Origin of the sequence: Domibacillus aminovorans (assembly GCF_001643235.1) — a bacterium.
GTDB classification, from domain to species: Bacteria; Bacillota; Bacilli; order Bacillales; family Domibacillaceae; genus Domibacillus; species Domibacillus aminovorans.
In genome coordinates, this window is record NZ_LQWY01000022.1 from 14,274 (window position 1) to 34,877 (window position 20,604).

Genomic DNA, 20,604 nt, shown 5'->3' on the forward strand with positions numbered 1-20,604 from the left:
AAGAATGATTAAAAAGAATGTCCCTATTCCTATTTATTATCAAATAATAGAACTTATTCAAGAACAAATTGAAAAAGGTGAGCTAAAGCCAGGAGATAGTCTTCCCTCTGAAAGAGAGTTTGCAGAAAAATACCAAATTAGCAGAATGACCGTCAGGCAAGCTTTTACTCAACTTGTAAACAATGGCTACTTACATCGATTACAAGGAAAAGGGACTTTTGTTGCTGAACAAAAAATCGAACAGACTCTTCATGGCTTAACAAGCTTTACTGAAGATATGAAAGCACGAGGAATGAAGCCGGGTAGTCAACTTATCCACTTTGAAATCATTCCTGCGACAAGTCAAATTGCGAGACAGTTAGCCATTAAAGAATATGGGCCTGTATATGAAATTAAGCGAATTCGTTTAGCAGATGATGTTCCGATGGCGCTAGAAACAAATTATATTTCGGCTAATCTTATTAAAGGACTAACCGAACAAATTGTAAATCAATCTTTATATGCGTATATTGAAAATCAATTAAATTTCAGAATCGATCATGCTTCCCAAGTTATTGAATCGTCCGTCGCAAATCAAATGGAATCACAACATTTAAACATTCAAAAAGGAGCACCAGTCATGCGTATTCAAAGAAATACATTTCTGCAAAATGGGACTCCTGTTGAACTTGTCAAATCATCATACCGCGCAGATCGTTATAAGTTTATGATTCAGATGAAACGGTGAAAATGAATAAAGGTGGGAAATTTTCAGCATGTTCAATCACTATTTTCAAAAGTTGAGGGAACTATTAGACATTGTCGAAAAAGATGAAAAAGAGAAGGTAAAAAAAGCGGCTCAAAAGGTTTCAGAATGTGTCCAACATGATGGAATCATTCATCTATTTGGCTGCGGTCATTCTCATATGATTGGGGAAGAGTTATTTTATCGTGCAGGTGGGCTTGCTCCTATCAGTCCAATACTCATTGAAGATGTCATGCTGCATAAAGGAGCAGTACGCTCGTCACAATTAGAAAAACAACAACATTTTGCTGAGCAATTCATGATTCATGACAGGATTCATCCAGAAGATATCGTGATTGTTGTCTCAACGTCTGGAAGAAATCCTGTTCCGATTGATGTTGCTGAAATCGCTAAAAAACAAGGTGCTTTTGTTATTGCTATAACCTCTCCAAGCTACGCCAAAAGCCAATCATCCCGACATGAAAATGGACAATATTTATATAGTTCAGTTGATCTTTCGATTGATAACCATATTGAAGTCGGAGATGCACTTATGACACAAGAATCCCTCGATGTACCCTTTGGTTCAGGCTCAACAGTTATTAGTATGGCCATTGCGAATGGAATAATGGTCGAAGCCGTTAAGATCATGCTCGAAAATGACTTTACCCCCCCTATATTTAAAAGTGGCAACATTGATGGAGCCGAAGAACATAATAGAGAACTCATCAATAAGTACAAAAGCCGAATTCCGATGCTGGAAATCTAACTTATTTCGTCTATTCTGAGACATAGTCGATCAAGAAAAAGGTTATTCTTTTTCTTGATCAGCTATTTTTTCATGAATCTCTGCTTCAATTGCCTGGACGTGTTCATCTTTAAGCTCTTGATGGGGATGAGGATGGAACCATTGTATTTCCCCTTCATGAACAAAGCCTTTATATTCTTCACCTTGAATTTGAATGGTAAATTGTTGACGTTCATGCAATCTTCCCTCAAATGCTGGAGTGAGTTCGACATCTTTAACACCACTAGTCGTACTATGTTCTTTCATCAGCTTATAGATACTTTTTTCTAAAGCGTCCGTTTTATCATCACCGATCATTTGCCTCGGATGTGGTTGAAGCCATTGAATTTCCTCATTGTGAAAATGACCTTTAAACTCACTACCATGAACTTTAACTGCGAATTCATAACGTTCGTGAAGACGATTTTCAAATACAGGCTCTACTTCAAACTCTTCTAGTTCGTTTTTGTCAGACATTGTTTACACTCCTTTTAAAAGCATTCTCTTTGAGGTATTCCCTAGATTCATAATAAGTATTCTCTTTTTCAGGTACATTCATTTAAAGGTTAGGCATTCGTTTTGGGCAAATAAAAACAGCCATGTGCTTAAAACGAACGGCATAGTGAGAGGTGGCAGACCATATGGCAGTAAGAAGCTATCCAGACTTGCGGTGATCAGCACAGATGTTGCCGCCGCCATAAGACCGCAAAAGGGCATACGCTTCTTTTTGTTATGAAAAACGTCGGAGATGGCGAAAATCGTTAATATGGCGTTGTAACCGTATAATCCAGAATTCAAAGCGGAATGTTCACCACCGATAAAAGAACTTGCGAGATCCCTTTTAGTGAAGCGGAAAGCATGGCGGGCAAGCGGCTTGCAGTGACATGTTTTTACATAAAAAAGCTCCTGATTTTAAAATATCTAGCAAAAAACCAACGTTTAATATGTAACAATTGATATATGTGAGGCCATCTTATATTATTTAGCAGAAAGAAATCAAAAATGTTGATACAAATGGAGGAATTTATATGCACTTGTTGCCTCGTGAACAGGAAAAGTTATTAATTGTTGTGGCAGCGGATCTGGCAAGGCGCCGGAAAGATCGGGGACTGAAGCTGAATCACCCGGAAGCGGTTGCGTTGATTACGTATGAAATTTTAGAAGGAGCTCGTGACGGCAAAACGGTTGCCGAGTTAATGGAATATGGGACGACAATTTTAACGGCAGACGATGTCATGGAAGGCGTGGCAGAAATGATTGATGATGTGCAAGTAGAAGCGACGTTTCCAGACGGTGTAAAACTGGTGACTGTTCACGTGCCGATACGATAAGGGAGGGATTTTTGACATGATACCTGGAGAATACATTTTAAAGTCAGACGATATTGTTTGCAATGAAGGACAGGAAACGAAAAAGATTTCCGTTTTGAATAAAGGTGACCGTCCTGTGCAGGTAGGGTCCCATTTTCATTTTTATGAAATTAACGAAAGTCTTGAATTTGATCGAGATGCTGCCTTTGGATTTCGCTTAAATATTCCAGCGGGTGCAGCTGTTCGTTTTGAGCCGGGCGATAAAAAAGAAATACAATTGGTCGCATTCACAGGTGAAAGACGTGTATATGGATTGAACAATAAAACAGAAGGATCATTAGACCGGGGGTAATACACATGAGCTTTCGTATGACGAGAAAACAATATTCTGATATGTACGGTCCAACGACAGGCGATGCCGTTCGTCTAGCGGATACAGATTTATTTATTGAAATTGAAAAAGACCATACGCAATATGGAGATGAAGTCGTTTTTGGCGGAGGTAAAGTGATCCGTGATGGAATGGGCAGTCACCCGCTTGCCGTTCGTGCCGATAACGTTCCGGATCTTGTTATCACAAGTGTCATTGTTTTAGATTATACAGGTATTTACAAAGCGGACGTAGCTGTTCGTGATGGCAAAATTTTTGCGATTGGAAAAGCGGGCAATCCGCTATTGATGGATGGTGTCGATATTGTGATCGGCGCATCCACTGAAATTATTGCCGGGGAAGGAAAAATTTTAACAGCAGGCGGAATTGACACACATGTCCATTTCATTAACCCTGCTCAAGTAGAAACAGCTCTAACTGCTGGATTGACAACGCTGATCGGTGGCGGAACAGGACCAGCGGAAGGGTCAAAAGCAACGACGGTTACACCGGGTGAATGGAATATTCACCGCATGCTTGAAGCGGCAGAAGATATGCCGATTAACGTTGGCTTCTTAGGAAAAGGACACGCCGGTGCAGAAGAGCCGCTTGCAGAGCAAGTTCGAGCTGGTGTGATCGGGCTGAAGGTTCATGAAGACTGGGGTGCAACACGTTCAGCAATTGATTTGTCTTTAAAAATCGCTGATGAATATGATGTTCAAGTCGCACTCCATTCCGATACATTGAATGAAGGTGGTTTTGCGGAAGATACAGCGGCCGCATTTAAAGGCCGTCTTATTCATACGTACCATACAGAAGGAGCCGGCGGCGGTCATGCACCGGATATTATTAAACTGGCTGGCTATCCGAATGTGCTTCCTGCTTCGACAAATCCGACGCTCCCGTACACGGTGAATACGATTGATGAGCACCTTGATATGTTGATGGTGTGTCATCACTTAAATCCGGATATTCCGGAAGATGTGGCATTTGCCGATTCGCGGATTCGGGGAGAAACGATTGCAGCGGAAGATATTTTGCAGGATATGGGTGTGTTTAGTATTACGAGCTCCGACTCACAAGCGATGGGCCGTATTGGAGAAGTTGTTTTACGGACATGGCAAACAGCGGATAAAATGAAAAAACAGCGGGGCAAATTTGAAAATGACAATGGCGTTGGTGATAACAATCGTGTAAAACGTTACGTTGCGAAATATACAATCAATCCAGCCATCGCACACGGAATTTCCGAGTACGTCGGTTCGATTGAAGTTGGAAAATTCGCCGATCTTGTATTATGGGATCCGAAATTTTTTGGTGTAAAACCGAACATGATTTTAAAAGGCGGTCAGGCTGTCTATAGTTTAATGGGCGATGCCAATGCATCCATCCCGACGCCTCAGCCAATTTTGTATCGTCCAATGTACGGGACAATGGGAAAAGCAAAATATAAGGCCTCTATTACATTCGTCTCAAAGGCAGCGTATGAAGGCGGCGTTCATGAAAAACTGGGACTTCAAAAAACAGTCCTTCCTGTATACGGCATTCGATCATTGTCAAAAAAAGACATGAAAATGAACGATGCAACACCTGAAATTACGGTCGATCCAGAAACGTATGAAGTACGTGTGGATGGCGAACATATTACGTGTGACCCGGTAGAAGTCGTACCAATGGGGCAACGCTATTTCTTATTTTGAGGTGAAAAGATGATTATTGAGAAAATTGTGGGACATATTGACGAGCTTGATCCGGAGCTTGTTGCCCGTACACATAAAGAAAAAGTGTATTTAGAAAGCAGTGACTTAGTGAAACGTATTCAGCGCGTCAAAACGGATCATGGCCGTGAGATTGGCATTCGTTTAAGCGAATCCCGTGAGTTAAATGCGGGCGACGTGCTGTACATGGATGAAAAGAATATCGTTTTAATTGAAGTATTTCCGGACGACGTTATCGTTATTCAGCCGCGAAGCATGAATGAGATGGGAACGATTGCTCATCAGCTTGGCAACCGGCATTTGCCAGCCCAATTTGAAGAAGATCAGATGCTCGTTCAATATGACTATCTTGTCGAAGAACTACTTGAGGAGCTCGGTATCCCGTATGCGCGTGAAAAACGAAAAGTGAAAAAAGCATTCCGGCATATAGGACATAGTCATGGATAACTATTTGCTGTCTTTATTTCAGCTATGTGATTCCAACTTGCCGACAGGAGCATTTAGTCATTCGTTCGGTTTGGAAACATACATACAGGAAAATAAAGTACACGATAAAGACAGTTTTTCAGAATGGCTGCGGATGTATGTAACAGGACAGCTCGTCTATACAGATGGACTGGCCTGCCGTCTTGCTTTTGAAGCGCTTGAACGAAATGATGCCGAGGAGATTTGGACGCTTGACCGGAAAATAACGGTACAAGCTCTTCCGAGAGAAACGAGAGAGGGCACGTATAAGATAGGGGAGCGCATGTTGACTATCGGAAATGATCTTTATCCAGCTCCTTTGCTGTCTCTGTATAAAGAAAAAACAGCGAACGGAGAGGCATTTGGTCATCCTGCTATTGTATTTACAATGATTGCTCACCAGTTAAATGTGCCGGAGAATGTCATTTTATCCACTTATCTTTATTCGACAATCTTGGGTCTGACTCAAAATGCAGTGCGCGGTATACCACTTGGTCAGACGGCCGGTCAGTTTATTTTACGTGATATTCAGCAATCGATTACAAAAGCGGTCGAACAAATCCGGATAATGGACATCGCTGACTTTGGAGCTGTGGCCCCGGGTCTGGAAATTTCTCAAATGAAACACGAACGGGTACATATCCGTATTTTTATGTCTTAATAATGAAAGGACGTGCTTTTAATATGGAACCGATTAAAATTGGTGTAGGCGGCCCGGTTGGTGCCGGTAAAACAATGCTTGTCGAAAAATTAACGCGTCACATGCAGGGTGATATTAGCATGGCGGCGATTACGAACGATATTTACACGAAGGAAGATGCTAAATACTTAATGAACAATGGTGTTTTGCCTGATGACCGAATTATTGGCGTTGAAACAGGAGGCTGCCCTCATACAGCGATTCGTGAGGACACGTCAATGAATAGTGCGGCGATTGAAGAGTTGAAAAAACGCCACCCTGATTTGGACTTGATCTTCGTGGAGAGCGGTGGCGATAATTTGGCGGCTACATTCAGCCCTGAACTTGTTGATTTTTCCATCTACATTATCGATGTGGCTCAAGGAGAGAAAATTCCGCGCAAAGGCGGACAAGGAATGATTAAATCAGATCTTTTCATTATAAATAAAATCGATCTTGCTCCGTATGTACATGCGAATCTAGATGTAATGGCTGCTGATACGAAAGTATTCCGAGGCGAAAAACCATTTATTTTCACGAACTTGCAGGACAATACAGGTTTGGATGAAGTCATCAACTGGATTAAACAAAACGTTTTACTCGCCGGGTTGAATTAAGATGGACAAATGGACAGGCGTTTTGCGTCTGAGCATGGAGAAAAAACGGGATAAGACGGTAACAAAACAAGTATATTTCCAAGGTGCATTTAAAATGCTGCGTCCCCATTATCTTGATAACAGCGGACAAGCATGTTATTTTCTCATTAATCCAGGGGGCGGATATGTAGATGGGGACCGTTACCGGATGGAAATTACACTTGAGGAACAGGCTGAGCTGATCTTGACGACACAGTCTGCGACGAAAGTTTACAGAACACCGCATACACCCGTTCTTCAAGAAAATGAAATCATCTTGAAAAAAGGCAGTGTGCTTGAATACATACCTGATCCGCTTATCGCCTATCGTGATGCCAAGTATAAGCAAAATACGATCATTCGGATGGAGCGTGGGGCCACCCTTTTTTATAGTGATATTTTAACACCGGGCTGGTCTCCAGATGGAGAGTGGTTTCGGTATGATTTGCTTCAATTGAAAAATGAAATTTATTTAGATGAAAAATTGATTATGTTCGATCATTTAAAGCTGCAGCCCGATGAAGCTGGTGTGGACGGGATCGGTTATATGGAAGGGTATACTCATCTAGGTTCGATGATTGTGATGAGTGAACAAGTAAATGAGGACGTTCTTCAACGATTATACAGTGTAATCGGAAAAGATTTAGACGAGTGCAAAGCAGGACTGTCTCTATTGATAGAAGGCGGCTTTACATTGCGTATACTGGCTCATTCTACACAAAAAATTGAAGAACTCATGGCTGCTTGCAGCTCGTTTCTTCGCAAAGAATGGTATGACCGCGATCCAGTGGCTTTACGAAAATATTAATGAATGGACGAAGAACATAGTAAATCGCGTATGGCAAGGTGGGGCATACACGTTTAGTTCTACTGCAAAAAGAAGAGCTGGAATGGTGAAATTGGGCACTGAATCTCGTGTCCAAAGGGAAAAAGAAAACGGACTACTTACTTTCACCAACCTAGAAGAAGCATTGGGACTGGCTGTTTTATTTGTATAATAGGGACGTTTTTAAAAGGATTTCTTTTGAAAACGTCTCTTTTTTGTTTTTTAAGAATGTAAAGCGATGGTTAATTAGCAGAACGTTTGCTACATTTAAAATGATAAGTAAAATATGGATGAGATAAGGGGATTAAAACTTGTGAAGATACTATTTCCGTTACTTGCAATCATTGGCGGTATCGCCGTTGCCGCTCAAAGTCAAATCAATGGAGGACTGGGAAAAAAAACAGGCATCCTTGAAAGTTCATTTATTTCGTTCGGTATTGGAACGCTTGCTTTGTTCTTTGCAGTCCTGTTCTTCGGAAAAGGCAATCTGTTAGCCGCAACGGCAGTTCCAAAGTGGCAATTGCTCGGAGGATTGTTAGGTGCTTTATATTTGACGATTTCGATTTTAGTCGTACCAAAAATTGGCGTGGCGTCTACTTTCGCCGCGGTTATTGCCGGACAAATCGTGATGGGTGCGATTATTGACCAATTTGGGCTATTTGGCGGCATGCGTATGCCCATTGATGCCAAAAAGGCCGTTGCGATCTTCTTGCTATTTGTATCGCTCTATTTGTTTAACCATAAGTAGACGTCTATTTCATCGTGCTGCCTTTAGATGAAATAATAGACTCCGAGTTGAAAAACTTTACATCACTAATTGTAGTTATTATAATTAAATAGGAGTCAAGATCATATATTTAAATGGAGGGATTTAAAGTGAGAGCAGCCGTTTGGTATGGTTTGAAAGATATCCGGGTTGAAGAACGTGAAATCTCCAACGTTTCTAGTGATCAAGTAAAAGTGAAAGTAGCATGGGCAGGTATTTGTGGTAGTGATTTACACGAGTATGCAGCTGGACCAAGTATTATTCCAGTATATAACGATCCTTTAACAGGTCAACAAGCACCATTAACGATGGGACATGAATTCTCGGGCGTTGTGGAAGAAGTCGGTTCTAATGTTCACGGTTTAAAAGAGGGCGATAAAGTAGCGATTAATCCATTAATTATTAGCGGAACACATAACGATCCACTAGTAGATATGTATAAAGGATTTGCATTCGTCGGTTTAAACTCAGATGGTGGATTTGCAGATTTTGTCGTCGTTGATGAAAAAAATGTTGTGAAACTTCCTGAAAACATGTCATTAGAACAGGCAGCGCTCATTGAACCGACAGCTGTTACCGTGCAAGCAATTAAAGAATCACAAATGAAATTTGGTGAATCTGTCGCCGTTTTTGGTGCGGGCCCAATTGGATTATTGACGATTATTTCAGCAAAAGCGGCGGGTGCCAAAGAGATATTTGCTTTTGATTTATCAGAAACAAGATTGCAAAAAGCAAAAGAAGTTGGCGCGACACATGTCATTAATTCAGGCGAAAAAGACCCAGTTGAGTATATTAGATCTATTTATCCAGACGGTGTAGACCGTGCATTTGAAGTGGCTGGTGTCGCACCTACGTTTAATCAAGCTATTGAAGTGACACGTGCACGTGGAATTGTCACGATCGTTGCTTTATATGAAAAACCAGTGAATTTTGAGCCAATGAAATTAACAGCAAGCGGTGTACATATTGTATCGACACTCGCTTATGAGCCGGATGTTTTCGAAGATACGGTTAAATTAATGGCGAGTGGTCAACTTGATCCAACGCCTGTCATCACAGATCATATCGAACTAGAAGAGATCGTGAACAAGGGATTTGAAGCGTTAATCAATGATAAATCACAAGCGAAAATTCTTGTGAAATTAAGCGGTGAATAACAACCGCTGCAGTGAATGAGCAATATTTATGATGGTGTCAGTCTCTAAGTGAGAGACTTGGCACTATTTTTGACGTGCATCTTGGCACCGCGGAGTTCCGCTAAAAAGGATGCGCGGTCTTGTTCAAAGTGATCGTCCCATTCCATCACGCTCACGTCTTTTATAAACCAGTCCGGCAGCCGTTTTTTTCGTGCTCATTTTTTCGGTTTGTGACTGTCTTTTTTCCAATTTCGTAAAATGGCCCGAATGTATGCCCACGTCGTAATTCCTTTAGAACGGGCCAGCTCAATCGCTTCTGGCACTTTTTCTATTCCGAGTGACTGTTCAAAAGCTTCACGTTCGGATACTGCATTTTGTTGCGTGTTCTGTCTTTTTAGAGAAGCAGCTGGCTTGACCGTCTCGTCTGTTTGTTTGGATTCCGTCATCTCGTCCATTGGATCACCTGGTCCGATAAGCGAGTCGAGTTTTTCAAGATCAATCGAATACCATTTCGTCCGGTCAAACGCCATAACACTAAACGTGCCTGTAAGAAGGTCACAAATCGGCTCATTTATTGACTTACATCGATTTTTATGATTAAGGTAAATATCAGAGAAGAGATAAACCATTCTGAGTAAAAAAACAATATTGAAAATAAGGAGCTGGTTCATGATGGGAAAAGTGACGCCATTTTTAATGTTTCAAGGAAATGCGGAAGAAGCTATGAATTATTATGTTTCCTTGATTGAGGATTCAGAAATAACGAGTATTACCCGTTATGGAGCAAATGAAGCAGGTGAAGAGGGGAGTGTTATGCAAGCTGCCTTCTCATTAAAAGGCCAGCAATTTATGTGTATTGATAGTCATATAAAGCATGAATTTACATTTACCCCTTCGTTTTCTTTATTTATCACATGTGACACGGAAGAAGAAATTAACCGCATTTATGAAAAATTAACGGAGGGCGGGAGCATTTTAATGCCGTTAGATGATTATTCCTTTAGTAAGAAGTTTGGTTGGGTTGTTGATCAGTTCGGTGTTTCATGGCAATTGACCCTCCCAAAATAAATGATGTAAATGGAATGAGGATAAATAAAAAAGTCGATTCTATTACAGAAAATCGACTTTTTTATGTTGTCGCTTACAAAATCAAAGGGAGTCAAAAAAATATTTGCTGTTGGGCCTTTCCACTGCATACGCTTCCATTACTTTTATCCACGAATCTTCATGTTCTTTACCGAGTTGATTAAAAATCGACTCCATTTGTTCAATTTGAACTTCAGTCAGCTCATCTAACAATTGTTTGCCGCTTTCTGTCAGAAACAATCTTTTAATGCGCTTATCGCTTTCATCTGTATCGGTGATGATATATTTTTTATCTTTTAATTGTCGAAGAGGTCCGTTTACGGCTTGTTTCGTTACTTCGAGGAGAGTCAGTAATTCGTTGATACTAAGTCCGGGAAGGTTGCCAATAAAAAAAAGAAGACGATGGTGAACTCGCTGGATATTATATTTTTCGGCAATGATGTCTGGCTTTTCATTGAAACTGCGATAGGCGAAAAAAAATAAAGCGATTTTTTTAAAATGCTGGTTATCATGAACAGTATTTGACAAGGCAATGAAACTCCTTTTTGTTTTCAGAATATCAAAAAAAACAAAAAAGGTCAAAAACATTGACATAATTCACAGGGAAGGGCTAAAATGATTGAGGCAAAAATATTGACCTAATCATTTTATTGGCGCTTGTATTTATAACCTGTAAGGAGGGGAAAATCGTGTTCTTTTGATTTGTTCAAGGTGAACGCGCATTTGTCTATGAAGTTCATAAAGGTTTTTCTGCAAATTGTAGTGTTATATATATTTTACATCGTGGGCGTTTGGTTGTCTGATAGGCTTCATTTGCCACTTCCGGGAAGTATAATTGGATTATTGTTATTATGGTTAACTTTAATGTTTAAGGTTTGTCCAGTGAATTGGATTGAGTCCGGAGCGAATTTTATTCTCTCCTATTTGCCGTTATTTTTTATACCGGCTACCGTTGGAGTGATGAATTACTTCCATGTTTTCGCTGGAAAAGGGATCTTTTTAATCTTGATCGTTGTTCTTAGTACGCTTATCACGATGGCAATAGCCGGTTACACGAGTCAATATCTTGCTCAACGTGAAGAGACGAAACGAAAGGAATTAAAATCATGGAAAGAACGCTTATAGCCATTCTGATTATTGTTTTAACGGTTGTGATTTATCTCGTTATGAACCGACTTTACTTTCGTTTTCATTACCCTATTTTAATGCCAGCCATCACAGCAGCCGTTGCCATCGTTCTAATTTTAATCGGATTTAATATCCCTTATCAAACGTATATGATCGGAGGAGACTGGATTAATCTGTTGTTAGGTCCGGCTGTTGTTTCTCTAGCCTATCCATTATATAAACAGCGAGTAACCCTATGGGAAAATTTAGTCCCGATTATGGGCGGATTATTCATCGGTACGGTAGTAGGAATGACAAGTGGGATATTGTTTGCTAAATATTTAGGGTTCTCTAAGGAAATCATCTATACACTGTTACCTAAATCCGTTACAACACCTGTCGCGATGCAGATTGCCTCGGATTTGGGCGGCATTCCCTCATTAGCTGCGATATTTGTCATGATCGCTGGATTTACAGGAGTTATCTTCGGACCGAGTCTATTAAAGGTTTTCCGAATTCACCATTTCATCGGCCAGGGGGTCGGATTTGGAACAGCTTCTCATGCGATTGGCACAGCGAAAGCATTCGAATATGGAGAAAAAGCAGTCTCCATGAGCTCTGTTGCGATGACAGTCTGCGCAGTCATTGGTTCTTTATTAGCTCCTCTCTTTGTATGGATCTTTTTAATATAACAGTTTAAAAAAGTTAAACTATTGTACCCCTTTAGATATGATTGTCTAAAAAGAAAGGCGGTTCTCTCGTTTAAATTAATTTATCTTTTAAAGGCTAGTAAGAAAAAAGCATTGAGCTGATTTATACAGCTCAATGCTTTTTTTATGAAATCAATTAATTAGGAAGTACCATTTTAAAAAGCGTATAATAAGGAACTGAAAAGCTTGTTCTTATCATTTAAATTAAGAAGGAGTTCAGACGAAATGAAAAGGTTATGTATAATCCCATGTGGTGCTAAAAAGATATGGGATGTCGATCCATCGAAAGGGGCTACGAAAGCACGCTATGTATATAGGAGCCCATTTCACACTGCTTGTCAAAAGTATGCAACGGCATTTTTTAGTGATTGGGTCATTCTTTCGGCTAAACATGGATTTTTATTTCCAGATGATCTAGTGCTTGCTAATTATGATGTAGCATTTGGTACAAAGAAAGATGACATCATCACAACAGAAGCTTTACGTCATCAACTGAAAGAAAATGGATTAATGGAATGTCAAGAAATCATCGTATTGGGAGGGAAAAAGTACAGGAAAGTGATAAGTGAAGTCTTTGATGAATTGTATCATGTTACTTATCCATTATCCGGATGTAAAGGGATTGGTTACATGTTGCAACGATTAAACAAGGCAGTGGAAAGCAAGGAAGAGATCAAATGATTTCATCTGAAACAATATGCAAAATTCAATAATAATAATTAAATAAACCGATTTTAAGTAAATTTTAAAATGGTGATATAATCATTAGACAATGTTTAAAAAGATAAGGGGATAAGTTTCACCATACTATCAACATCAATTTAGGGGAGGAGGCAACGTGTGAAGAAATTAGCAGTCATGGTCGTCATAAGTCTATTTTTAGTAGGATGTAGCAATAGCACATATGACAAAGCAATGGAACAGGCAAAGCTGGCGTTAGCTAATGGGGAATTTGACAAAGCGTTAGCATCATTTGAGCTGGCATTAGATGAAAAGCCGAAAGATGAAGAAGCGAAGGCATCCTATGAAAAGGTAGTCGCGTATAATCAAGTGAAAGAAGATATTGAACATGCTAAATGGGATGATGCTTTAACGAAAGCCAATCATCTACTTAAAGAAGAAGCATTAGTGAGCAGTATGAAGAGGGGATTAGAGCAATTCATCACAACGGCAGAAACAAGTAAAGAACAAGATAAAATGGTATCTGAAAAAGTAGCACAAATAAAAAGTGTAACGAGTGAAAAAAAGTATCATGAAGCTCAAAAACTCATAAGAGAATTAAAACAAGATGAAAGTGTGAAGAATGCATTTGAACGCTTTTCAAAAGAAGTAAATGAAATGGAATATACAGTGAATGAAGAAATAAAAAAACAAGAAGCGGCTGAATTAGCGGCAGAAGCAGCTGAGCAAGCAGCTAAGGAAACAGTGCAAACGATCGCTTCTGCAAGTAAAAAGAACGTGTACTTACAAAAACTACATGAAATTGAACTAAGCTTAGCTGATTTAGACTACTTGTATGAGAGTGGAACAACAGTAGAAATGAGAGAAGCAGAAAGCAAAACGTATACAAGATGGGATAATGCCTTAAATGAAATTTATAGCGTGCTAAAAATGCAGCTGTCTACTAGTGAAATGAACAGTTTAAGGGAAAAACAACGTGAATGGATCACGTATAGAGATAATACTGCAGAGGCTGAAGCAGCTCAATTTAAAGGCGGAACATTCGAATCTGTACAATACCTAAGCACACTAGCACGCCTTACGAAAGAAAGATGTTATGAGCTAGTGAACATTTATATGAAGTGATTTTTATTTTTCAAAACTTCTGACACATTGCATAATAATCAAATAGAAGTAGAATTGTTGAAAGAATAATAAATTGGGTGAGAGGAAGTCGTTTATGTCGGAAGAAAATGTGACGAGAATAGAGTTAAATGGTAAAGAATTGATCCTTATTGGCACTGCTCACGTATCGAGGCAAAGTGCGGAACAAGTAAAAGAAGTGATCGAATCTGAAAGACCCGATTCTGTTTGTATAGAATTAGATGATCAACGGTATCAATCAATCATGGATCGAAATAAATGGAAAGAAACCGATATTTTTAAGGTCATTAAAGAGAAGAAAGCCACTCTACTTTTAATGAATCTCGCCATATCTTCCTTTCAAAACCGTTTAGCGAAGCAATTTGACATTCAGCCTGGACAGGAAATGATTCAAGGAATTGAATCAGCGAAAGAAACTGGCGCGGATTTGGTGCTGGCTGATCGGAATATCCAAATTACGTTTTCACGAATATGGCATAATCTCGGGCTGACGGGGAAAGCTCAGTTGCTCACATCCGTTTTTTATAGCATTTTCAGCAAAGAGACGATTACAGAAGAAGATATGGAAAAAATGAAATCGAAGGACACGCTTAACGCCGTTCTGACTGATTTGACGGAATCTTTCCCGAAGTTAAAGGTTCCTTTAATTGATGAGCGGGATCAGTACTTAGCACAGAAAATTAAAGAAGCTCCGGGTGATAAAGTGGTTGCGGTTTTAGGCGCTGCACATATTCCGGGCATTACAACAGAAATTTATAAGGAGCATGACGTAGAAGCTTTATCACAAACACCACCTAAATCAATTGTCCCTAAAATAATTGGCTGGGCGATCCCATTGCTCATTCTTTCCATCATTGCCTACACCTTTTTGGCGAACCCGTCTGCCGGTTTCGATCAAGCGTTAAGCTGGATTTTATGGACGGGCATTTTGGCAGCCATTGGCGCTGCCGTTGCTACTGGACATCCGCTCGCTATTTTAGCTGCTTTTATTTCAGCCCCGCTTGCCACATTGCATCCGCTGATTGCAGCCGGCTGGGTTTCAGGAATTGTTCAAGCGTATTTCCGCCGGCCAAATGTTGGCGACTTTGAAACGCTTTCAGAAGATGTTTTTACCATTAAAGGCTTTTGGCATAATAAAGTGACGCGGGTCCTGCTCGTGATCGTCTTAACTAACATAGGAAGTTCGCTAGGAGCGTTTATAGGCGGAGCGGACGTTATCCGCGTGTTCTTTAAAAATTTGTAATCAAGCAGAGGCTTTCAAAAGGTATAAGAAGCGGCCGATAAAGTCATCTAAACGGCAAATGGTGTCAGTCTCCCCTAGGATATTAAAGCCGGGAGGGACTGACACCATATTCGATAAGGGCTACTAACGTATAAAAAGCCAATTATGCAATCGGCTTTTGAAGTATATTTGCGTGGCATAAACTAACGTTATTGCTTTGCCGTTTGGAATACGCGTTGAGTCATTTCATTAAAAACCGCTCTATATACAATTCTAGCAGTGAAGGAATGTTGTTAAGACGAAATCGATAAAGAATAAACGAACAGGAGCTTTTCTATGGATGAAAAAGACTACGATCGACTGCTTCGTATTAAAACGGCAGGTACGCTTGAGGGGCTAAGTCGATCGGTTCATTATAACCGTTATGAAGCGACACCTTATGAGGCACTAGATGAGCTATTTGCGGAGTATGATTTAAAGAAAACGGATCAAGTCGTGGATTATGGGTGCGGCAAAGGCCGGCTGCCCTTTTACGTTCATCATCGTTTTCACGTAACGGTTACAGGGATTGAAATGAATGGCCATTTATATCAGGAGGCGCTAGAAAATCAGGCGAGTTACATGCAAAAAATGAAGAAGGCGGGCGGCAGCGTCCACTTTGAACGCGGTTTGGCAGAAGAATATGAAGTGGAGCAGGCGGATAACCGGTTTTATTTTTTTAATCCATTCTCCATTCAAATTTTTATGAAGGTCGTCGATAACATACTGCGTTCGGTTGAGCAGCAGAACCGATCCGTAGACTTAATCCTCTACTACCCAACGACAGAGTATGTCCATTTCCTCGAAACGAGCACTGCTTTTGCCCTTTTTAAAGAAGTGATGGTATCAGATCTGTATGAACAAAATGAGAATGAGCGATTTTTAATTTTTCGGCTGTAAGACATAAAAGAAGGATGCATCAAAACGTTAATGTTTTGATGCATCCTTCTTTTTTACCATTCCTTCGGTTCATAGTCTAGATCGGCGAATAATTGATTGCGTTCTTTCTTTGTTAAGTCTCTCCATTGTCCGATTGGCAGATTGTTCAAATGAATATTCATAATTCGCGTTCGCTGCAGTCTATAGACATCATATCCCAGTTCTTCACACATGCGGCGAATTTGACGATTTAAGCCTTGTGTTAACGTAATTTGAAACTCATATTTTGACAGCTGTACTACTTCACAAGGAAGTGTTTTTGTCCCTAAAATGTGAACCCCCTCTGACATCTGCTTCAAAAAGGCGGGACTGATCGGCTTGTCTACTGAAACAATGTATTCTTTTTCGTGTTTATTTTCAGCACGCAAAATTTCGTTGACAATATCTCCATCGTTCGTAAGAAGGATTAAGCCTTCTGAATCTTTATCCAGTCGTCCAATATGATGGATGCGTAAAGGATGATTGACTAAATCAATAATATTTCCTTTTACTTTTTTTTCCGTCGTGCTCGTAATACCGACAGGTTTATTTAACGCAATATAGACATTGTTTTTGGTAATCCCAATCGGGTTTCCGCTTACACGAACATCATCCCCTGGCTCAACTTGGCTGCCGATTTGCGCAATTGAACCGTTTATCGTCACTTTTCCGTCCATAATTAATCTATCTGCTCCGCGTCTAGACGTTGTGCCAGACTCGCTAATGAATTTATTAATTCGCAGGTTAACCACATCCTCATGTGTAAAGTATTTAAGATAATCCACCTCCTATCTTAAAGGAAAAAAGGTTTTTTTAGCAAGGAATCCTCGTAATGAATTTTTTAAAGCGATTGAAAATAGTTAAAAAAAGATGTAAAATGAAACAAATTAAATAATGATTGCCTATTCAATAGCGATTAAAAAACAACCTTTTTTAATATAACTGATGAATGACTGGCTGTCTTAAACAAAAAACCGTCTATAATGGATGGTTCTGTTTAAGGCAGCCTTTTTTCGTGTATTAAAAGGAACGGATTCAATCAAAACGGCAAGGCGATCATTAGAGATTGAATAATACAATTTACAGGGAGGCGACGAGCATGACGAAGATGAAAAAAAATATTGAAGATGCCCTTTCTTGTGTGGAAGATCATCATATCGTAATGGTTGGAGGGTTTGGACTGATCGGTGCACCACTTACATTAATAGACGGTTTAACAAAAAAAGACGTGAAAGGATTAACGATCATTAGTAACAACTTAGGTGAAGCGGGGAAAGGACTCGGCATCCTTCTCACCCAAAATAAAATTAAAAAAGCAGTTGGTTCTTATTTTACGAGTAATCGTGAAGTAGGTGATTACTACCAACGCGGTGAAATTGAGTTGCAGCTTTTACCACAAGGTACGCTTGCAGAATCGATACGGGCAGGCGGCGCTGGTTTAGGTGGTTACTATACAACAACAGGTGTAGGGACTCAACTGGCTGAAGGCAAAGAAGAGCGTGAAATAAATGGAATCAAGTATATTTTTGAACCAGCGATTCGAGCGAATGTAGCGATTATAAGAGCTTGGAAAGCAGACACTCTCGGAAATCTCGTCTATTACAAGACAGCACGGAATTTTAATCCGCTGATGGCAACGGCTGCAGACGTTGTGATTGCTGAAGTGGATGAAATGGTAGAGCCTGGTGAGCTAGATGCAGAATCCATCGTGACACCTCATTTGTACGTAGATTATATTGTTCAAGCGAAGCAGATTTTAACGAAAGAAGGTGTCGTAACAAATGGGCAATAAGCAAGAAATGCAAGAATTAATTGCTAAACGTGCGGCGAAAGAATTAACAGGACCATGTGTGGTGAACTTAGGGATTGGAATCCCAACTCTCGTCGCAAAATTTATTGAAGACGACCACGTTTATCTTCATACGGAAAATGGCCTTCTAGGCGTAATAGATGTGGAAGAAGATGATATTGATCCTAACTTAGTGAATGCAGGAAAATTACCGGTTGGAGAAGCAGTTGGCGCCGCCTACTTTAATAGTGCAGAATCGTTTGCTATGATTCGCGGAAAACATGTAGATGCAGCGATTCTTGGGGTTTTACAAGTCGATCAAACAGGTAGTATTGCAAACTGGGCCGTGCCAGGGAAAAACATTATGGGTGTCGGCGGCGCGATGGATTTGCTTGTCGGCGCGAAAAAAGTCATTGTCACGACAACTCATACGTCCAAAGACGGTAAAAGTAAAATATTGAAAGAGTGTACCTACCCGATTACGTCAACAAGAAGTGTGGATATGATTATTACAGAATTAGCTGTTTTTGAAGTCGTTGATAAAACGTTAAAACTAGTTGAGCGAATGCCGGGGGTTACGATTGAAGAAGTGAGAGAGAAAACGGAAGCTGACTTTACGGAATAAAGGAAAGGATGAGTTGCATTGACCAATGTTGTAATTATTGACGCTGTTCGAACAGCTATTGGGAAATTAGGTGGTTCACTTGGTACGATAACAGCGGATCACTTAGCTTCAAAAGTGATACAAGAGCTGATCAATCGAACTGGAATCGAAACAAATGTAATTGATGAAGTCATTTTTGGACAAGCGAAACAAAGTTCGGATGCTTCAAACTTAGCTAGAGTGGCGATGCTTCGCGCAGGGATACCCGACGAGGTGCCGGCTTACACGCTACATCGTCAATGTGGATCAGGTGTGCAGGCTGTAAACTCCGCCGCACAGCAAATTCAAACGGGGTTAGGCAATATTATTATCGCAGGTGGGGCTGAATCGATGAGTACGGCGCCTTATTATATGCGTCATGCACGTTTCGGTTTTACATCTGGAAATGGTCTTTTATTAGATCCAAATACGGAAAGTCAGCCCGGTTCTCAACCGAGAGAAGAGTATGGCGATTTAAATATGGGCATCACAGCTGAAAACGTAGCTGAAAAATATAAAATTTCACGAGAAGAGCAAGATGAGTTTGCTTTAAGAAGCCAGGAGAATGCAGCTCGAGCCATTAAAGAAGGTTTATTCGAAAAAGAAATCGTTCCTTACGAAGTGAAAACACGAAAAAGTGTGCAAGAATTTAAAGTGGATGAACATCCAAGAGAAACGAGCTTAGAAAAATTAGCACAATTAAAAGCTGTTTTTAAAGAAAATGGAACGGTCACGGCTGGTAATGCAAGTGGCCGCAATGATGGTGCATCCGCACTGTTAGTCATGTCAGAAGAAGAAGCGAAAAAACGCGGGTATCAACCTAAAGCAAGAATCATCGCTCAAGCTGCAGTCGGTGTCAGACCAGACATAATGGGAATTGGCCCGGTTAATGCTGTATTGAAAGCGCTCAAACAAGCAAATCTTACGTTAGAAGACATCGATTTAATTGAATTAAATGAGGCTTTTGCCGCACAATCATTAGCGTGTATAAAAGAATTAAATGTTGATATAAATAAAGTCAATCCGAATGGCGGGGGGATTGCAATGGGGCATCCAATCGGTGCTACTGGTGCGATCCTCATGACAAAAACGCTTCATCATTTAGAAAGAACCGGTAAGAAATATGGATTAGTCACTTTGTGTATCGCAGGAGGCATGGGAATCGCAACTATCATTGAAAACAGAAGAGCATAACATAAAAAATATTTTTTTGATTTCCCCAAAATCAGTTAGCTGATTTTGGGGATTTTTTTGGGTTCGATGCTTGTGCTCGGTGCAACCATCATCCACATCAGTCAAATTCTTTATACACTTTTCCGTCACACAGTACATCGTAAATGGCTTTGCCGTCACTTGGATTATTTTCGCCGTAATCGATCGGGATGATAGCAAAAAACACGAGATAGACAGAAAAGTAGACGAACTGGTAAAAAAAGAGATGCGCGTGTAGAACCCCAGTATAAATTAGCCTGTTAATAATCAAGATGGACAACATATTGAAGATAGGCCCCCCAGCATAAATAAGCGTATGCTTCCAGCGGCGGTCCCGGCGAATTTTTTCGTAATAGCAGGCCGCGTCAATGAAATACAATTTCCGGATTTCGAGTCTTTTTATTTTAATAAGTCTGCCCCCGCGGCCAATTATTAAAACACGATAGATTTATTTGGCAAAAATATAACATTCGAATTTAAACATACACAAAATAGTATTAATAGACGAAATCCTAAAAGATAAAAGGAGAATGTATAATTAGTCTCAATTGATGAAAAATATAACAATTTACTTGACAATGATAATCAATATCAATTAAACTCATACCTGTAATCAACTAAAAAAAGGGAGTGTCTGA

At 40.0% G+C, this 20,604-nt stretch carries 27 protein-coding genes; 21 read left to right on the forward strand and 6 right to left on the reverse strand.

The window, feature by feature from the left end:
• Window positions 1-4 precede the first annotated feature (4 nt).
• Window positions 5-727 carry a GntR family transcriptional regulator gene (locus AWH49_RS09355; RefSeq protein ID WP_063965481.1) on the forward strand — a complete coding sequence of 241 codons (723 nt, stop codon included), beginning with the start codon at window positions 5-7 and terminating at the stop codon, window positions 725-727.
• Between the two features lie 28 nt (window positions 728-755).
• Complete coding sequence (locus AWH49_RS09360) at window positions 756-1,493, forward strand: SIS domain-containing protein (protein ID WP_063965482.1); 738 nt, start codon at window positions 756-758, stop codon at window positions 1,491-1,493.
• A gap of 42 nt (window positions 1,494-1,535) precedes the next feature.
• Here AWH49_RS09360 and AWH49_RS09365 read toward each other — a convergent pair whose 3' ends face one another.
• Both AWH49_RS09365 and AWH49_RS21245 read right to left on the reverse strand, forming a co-directional pair.
• Window positions 1,536-1,988, reverse strand: coding sequence for a hypothetical protein (locus AWH49_RS09365; protein ID WP_063965483.1), 453 nt, complete (start codon window positions 1,986-1,988; stop codon window positions 1,536-1,538).
• 78 nt (window positions 1,989-2,066) lie between these two features.
• Window positions 2,067-2,330 carry an urea transporter gene (locus AWH49_RS21245; protein WP_082862755.1) on the reverse strand — a complete coding sequence of 88 codons (264 nt, stop codon included), beginning with the start codon at window positions 2,328-2,330 and terminating at the stop codon, window positions 2,067-2,069.
• 209 nt (window positions 2,331-2,539) lie between these two features.
• Here AWH49_RS21245 and AWH49_RS09370 point away from each other — a divergent pair, with 209 nt between their 5' ends.
• The 9 genes from AWH49_RS09370 to AWH49_RS09410 all read left to right on the forward strand — a co-directional run bounded on the left by AWH49_RS09370 (window position 2,540) and on the right by AWH49_RS09410 (window position 9,437).
• Window positions 2,540-2,842 carry an urease subunit gamma gene (locus AWH49_RS09370; protein ID WP_018393565.1) on the forward strand — a complete coding sequence of 101 codons (303 nt, stop codon included), beginning with the start codon at window positions 2,540-2,542 and terminating at the stop codon, window positions 2,840-2,842.
• 16 nt (window positions 2,843-2,858) lie between these two features.
• Window positions 2,859-3,173, forward strand: a complete 315-nt coding sequence (locus AWH49_RS09375; protein ID WP_034287101.1) for an urease subunit beta — start codon at window positions 2,859-2,861, stop codon at window positions 3,171-3,173.
• A gap of 5 nt (window positions 3,174-3,178) precedes the next feature.
• Window positions 3,179-4,891 (forward strand): urease subunit alpha, encoded by a 1,713-nt coding sequence (ureC, locus tag AWH49_RS09380; protein ID WP_063965484.1) that lies wholly within the window; start codon window positions 3,179-3,181, stop codon window positions 4,889-4,891.
• Window positions 4,892-4,900: 9 nt separating this feature from the next.
• Entirely contained in the window at window positions 4,901-5,356 is a 456-nt protein-coding gene (gene ureE, locus AWH49_RS09385) for an urease accessory protein UreE (RefSeq protein WP_018393562.1), read from the forward strand.
• Window positions 5,349-6,035, forward strand: a complete 687-nt coding sequence (locus tag AWH49_RS09390) for an urease accessory protein UreF (protein WP_063965485.1) — start codon at window positions 5,349-5,351, stop codon at window positions 6,033-6,035. The genes ureE and AWH49_RS09390 overlap by 8 nt, the downstream gene beginning before the upstream one ends.
• Before the next feature lie 23 nt (window positions 6,036-6,058).
• A complete protein-coding gene (ureG, locus tag AWH49_RS09395; RefSeq protein WP_018393560.1) occupies window positions 6,059-6,670 on the forward strand; it encodes an urease accessory protein UreG in 612 nt (203 codons plus the stop codon).
• Between the two features lies 1 nt (window position 6,671).
• Window positions 6,672-7,496: an urease accessory protein UreD gene (locus tag AWH49_RS09400; RefSeq protein WP_063965486.1), complete on the forward strand. Its 825-nt coding sequence runs from the start codon at window positions 6,672-6,674 to the stop codon at window positions 7,494-7,496.
• A 331-nt stretch (window positions 7,497-7,827) separates the two neighbouring features.
• Window positions 7,828-8,262, forward strand: a complete 435-nt coding sequence (locus AWH49_RS09405; RefSeq protein WP_018393557.1) for a DMT family transporter — start codon at window positions 7,828-7,830, stop codon at window positions 8,260-8,262.
• Window positions 8,263-8,390: 128 nt separating this feature from the next.
• Window positions 8,391-9,437: a 2,3-butanediol dehydrogenase gene (locus AWH49_RS09410; RefSeq protein ID WP_063965487.1), complete on the forward strand. Its 1,047-nt coding sequence runs from the start codon at window positions 8,391-8,393 to the stop codon at window positions 9,435-9,437.
• Window positions 9,438-9,631: 194 nt separating this feature from the next.
• Here the strand turns inward: AWH49_RS09410 and AWH49_RS09415 are convergent, their stop codons facing one another.
• Window positions 9,632-9,946, reverse strand: coding sequence for a DnaD domain protein (locus AWH49_RS09415; RefSeq protein ID WP_157723700.1), 315 nt, complete (start codon window positions 9,944-9,946; stop codon window positions 9,632-9,634).
• 142 nt (window positions 9,947-10,088) lie between these two features.
• Between AWH49_RS09415 and AWH49_RS09420 the strand changes: the two genes are divergently transcribed.
• Window positions 10,089-10,484: a VOC family protein gene (locus AWH49_RS09420; protein ID WP_063965489.1), complete on the forward strand. Its 396-nt coding sequence runs from the start codon at window positions 10,089-10,091 to the stop codon at window positions 10,482-10,484.
• A gap of 81 nt (window positions 10,485-10,565) precedes the next feature.
• Here the strand turns inward: AWH49_RS09420 and AWH49_RS09425 are convergent, their stop codons facing one another.
• Window positions 10,566-11,030, reverse strand: a complete 465-nt coding sequence (locus AWH49_RS09425; protein WP_063965490.1) for a MarR family winged helix-turn-helix transcriptional regulator — start codon at window positions 11,028-11,030, stop codon at window positions 10,566-10,568.
• 201 nt (window positions 11,031-11,231) lie between these two features.
• Here AWH49_RS09425 and AWH49_RS09430 point away from each other — a divergent pair, with 201 nt between their 5' ends.
• The 6 genes from AWH49_RS09430 (at window position 11,232) to AWH49_RS09455 (ending at window position 16,304) form a co-directional block, all read left to right on the forward strand.
• The gene (locus AWH49_RS09430; RefSeq protein WP_063965549.1) at window positions 11,232-11,627 is read left to right on the forward strand and encodes a CidA/LrgA family holin-like protein; all 396 of its coding nucleotides are present in this window, start codon (window positions 11,232-11,234) and stop codon (window positions 11,625-11,627) included.
• Complete coding sequence (locus tag AWH49_RS09435) at window positions 11,609-12,301, forward strand: LrgB family protein (RefSeq protein WP_063965491.1); 693 nt, start codon at window positions 11,609-11,611, stop codon at window positions 12,299-12,301. The genes AWH49_RS09430 and AWH49_RS09435 overlap by 19 nt, the downstream gene beginning before the upstream one ends.
• Before the next feature lie 243 nt (window positions 12,302-12,544).
• Window positions 12,545-13,000 (forward strand): DUF6884 domain-containing protein, encoded by a 456-nt coding sequence (locus tag AWH49_RS09440; protein ID WP_063965492.1) that lies wholly within the window; start codon window positions 12,545-12,547, stop codon window positions 12,998-13,000.
• A gap of 159 nt (window positions 13,001-13,159) precedes the next feature.
• Entirely contained in the window at window positions 13,160-14,125 is a 966-nt protein-coding gene (locus AWH49_RS09445; protein ID WP_063965493.1) for a lysozyme inhibitor LprI family protein, read from the forward strand.
• 94 nt (window positions 14,126-14,219) lie between these two features.
• The gene (locus tag AWH49_RS09450; protein ID WP_063965494.1) at window positions 14,220-15,386 is read left to right on the forward strand and encodes a TraB/GumN family protein; all 1,167 of its coding nucleotides are present in this window, start codon (window positions 14,220-14,222) and stop codon (window positions 15,384-15,386) included.
• A gap of 315 nt (window positions 15,387-15,701) precedes the next feature.
• On the forward strand, window positions 15,702-16,304 hold the full coding sequence (locus tag AWH49_RS09455) for a class I SAM-dependent methyltransferase (protein ID WP_063965495.1): 603 nt from the start codon (window positions 15,702-15,704) through the stop codon (window positions 16,302-16,304).
• A 53-nt stretch (window positions 16,305-16,357) separates the two neighbouring features.
• Here AWH49_RS09455 and rluF read toward each other — a convergent pair whose 3' ends face one another.
• The gene (rluF, locus tag AWH49_RS09460) at window positions 16,358-17,074 is read right to left on the reverse strand and encodes a 23S rRNA pseudouridine(2604) synthase RluF (RefSeq protein WP_211268390.1); all 717 of its coding nucleotides are present in this window, start codon (window positions 17,072-17,074) and stop codon (window positions 16,358-16,360) included.
• 356 nt (window positions 17,075-17,430) lie between these two features.
• On the opposite strand from rluF, the gene AWH49_RS09465 reads away from it, so the two are divergent.
• From AWH49_RS09465 to AWH49_RS09475, 3 genes are read left to right on the forward strand one after another with little or no spacing between them, the layout of a single operon-like run.
• Window positions 17,431-18,114, forward strand: coding sequence for a CoA transferase subunit A (locus tag AWH49_RS09465; protein ID WP_063965551.1), 684 nt, complete (start codon window positions 17,431-17,433; stop codon window positions 18,112-18,114).
• Complete coding sequence (locus AWH49_RS09470) at window positions 18,104-18,736, forward strand: 3-oxoacid CoA-transferase subunit B (protein ID WP_063965496.1); 633 nt, start codon at window positions 18,104-18,106, stop codon at window positions 18,734-18,736. Before AWH49_RS09465 ends, AWH49_RS09470 begins: the two co-directional genes overlap by 11 nt.
• An 18-nt stretch (window positions 18,737-18,754) precedes the next feature.
• Entirely contained in the window at window positions 18,755-19,948 is a 1,194-nt protein-coding gene (locus AWH49_RS09475) for a thiolase family protein (protein WP_063965497.1), read from the forward strand.
• 97 nt (window positions 19,949-20,045) lie between these two features.
• On the opposite strand, the gene AWH49_RS20515 is transcribed toward AWH49_RS09475, so the two are convergent.
• On the reverse strand, window positions 20,046-20,249 hold the full coding sequence (locus AWH49_RS20515; protein ID WP_211268391.1) for a hypothetical protein: 204 nt from the start codon (window positions 20,247-20,249) through the stop codon (window positions 20,046-20,048).
• Window positions 20,250-20,604: the final 355 nt, after the last annotated feature.

What these genes read in the sequence shown, in the direction of transcription:
- AWH49_RS20515 (WP_211268391.1), bottom strand. Translation starts at nt 20,249, where the DNA reads ATGTTGTCCATCTTGATTATTAACAGGCTAATTTATACTGGGGTTCTA.
- AWH49_RS09420 (WP_063965489.1), top strand. Translation starts at nt 10,089, where the DNA reads ATGGGAAAAGTGACGCCATTTTTAATGTTTCAAGGAAATGCGGAAGAA.
- AWH49_RS09415 (WP_157723700.1), bottom strand. Translation starts at nt 9,946, where the DNA reads ATGGCGTTTGACCGGACGAAATGGTATTCGATTGATCTTGAAAAACTC.
- AWH49_RS09465 (WP_063965551.1), top strand. Translation starts at nt 17,431, where the DNA reads ATGAAAAAAAATATTGAAGATGCCCTTTCTTGTGTGGAAGATCATCAT.
- AWH49_RS09400 (WP_063965486.1), top strand. Translation starts at nt 6,672, where the DNA reads ATGGACAAATGGACAGGCGTTTTGCGTCTGAGCATGGAGAAAAAACGG.
- AWH49_RS09435 (WP_063965491.1), top strand. Translation starts at nt 11,609, where the DNA reads ATGGAAAGAACGCTTATAGCCATTCTGATTATTGTTTTAACGGTTGTG.
- AWH49_RS09470 (WP_063965496.1), top strand. Translation starts at nt 18,104, where the DNA reads ATGGGCAATAAGCAAGAAATGCAAGAATTAATTGCTAAACGTGCGGCG.
- ureG (WP_018393560.1), top strand. Translation starts at nt 6,059, where the DNA reads ATGGAACCGATTAAAATTGGTGTAGGCGGCCCGGTTGGTGCCGGTAAA.
- ureC (WP_063965484.1), top strand. Translation starts at nt 3,179, where the DNA reads ATGAGCTTTCGTATGACGAGAAAACAATATTCTGATATGTACGGTCCA.
- AWH49_RS09455 (WP_063965495.1), top strand. Translation starts at nt 15,702, where the DNA reads ATGGATGAAAAAGACTACGATCGACTGCTTCGTATTAAAACGGCAGGT.
- AWH49_RS09370 (WP_018393565.1), top strand. Translation starts at nt 2,540, where the DNA reads ATGCACTTGTTGCCTCGTGAACAGGAAAAGTTATTAATTGTTGTGGCA.
- AWH49_RS09440 (WP_063965492.1), top strand. Translation starts at nt 12,545, where the DNA reads ATGAAAAGGTTATGTATAATCCCATGTGGTGCTAAAAAGATATGGGAT.
- ureE (WP_018393562.1), top strand. Translation starts at nt 4,901, where the DNA reads ATGATTATTGAGAAAATTGTGGGACATATTGACGAGCTTGATCCGGAG.
- AWH49_RS09355 (WP_063965481.1), top strand. Translation starts at nt 5, where the DNA reads ATGATTAAAAAGAATGTCCCTATTCCTATTTATTATCAAATAATAGAA.
- AWH49_RS09430 (WP_063965549.1), top strand. Translation starts at nt 11,232, where the DNA reads ATGAAGTTCATAAAGGTTTTTCTGCAAATTGTAGTGTTATATATATTT.
- AWH49_RS09450 (WP_063965494.1), top strand. Translation starts at nt 14,220, where the DNA reads ATGTCGGAAGAAAATGTGACGAGAATAGAGTTAAATGGTAAAGAATTG.
- AWH49_RS09365 (WP_063965483.1), bottom strand. Translation starts at nt 1,988, where the DNA reads ATGTCTGACAAAAACGAACTAGAAGAGTTTGAAGTAGAGCCTGTATTT.
- AWH49_RS09375 (WP_034287101.1), top strand. Translation starts at nt 2,859, where the DNA reads ATGATACCTGGAGAATACATTTTAAAGTCAGACGATATTGTTTGCAAT.
- AWH49_RS09390 (WP_063965485.1), top strand. Translation starts at nt 5,349, where the DNA reads ATGGATAACTATTTGCTGTCTTTATTTCAGCTATGTGATTCCAACTTG.
- AWH49_RS09360 (WP_063965482.1), top strand. Translation starts at nt 756, where the DNA reads ATGTTCAATCACTATTTTCAAAAGTTGAGGGAACTATTAGACATTGTC.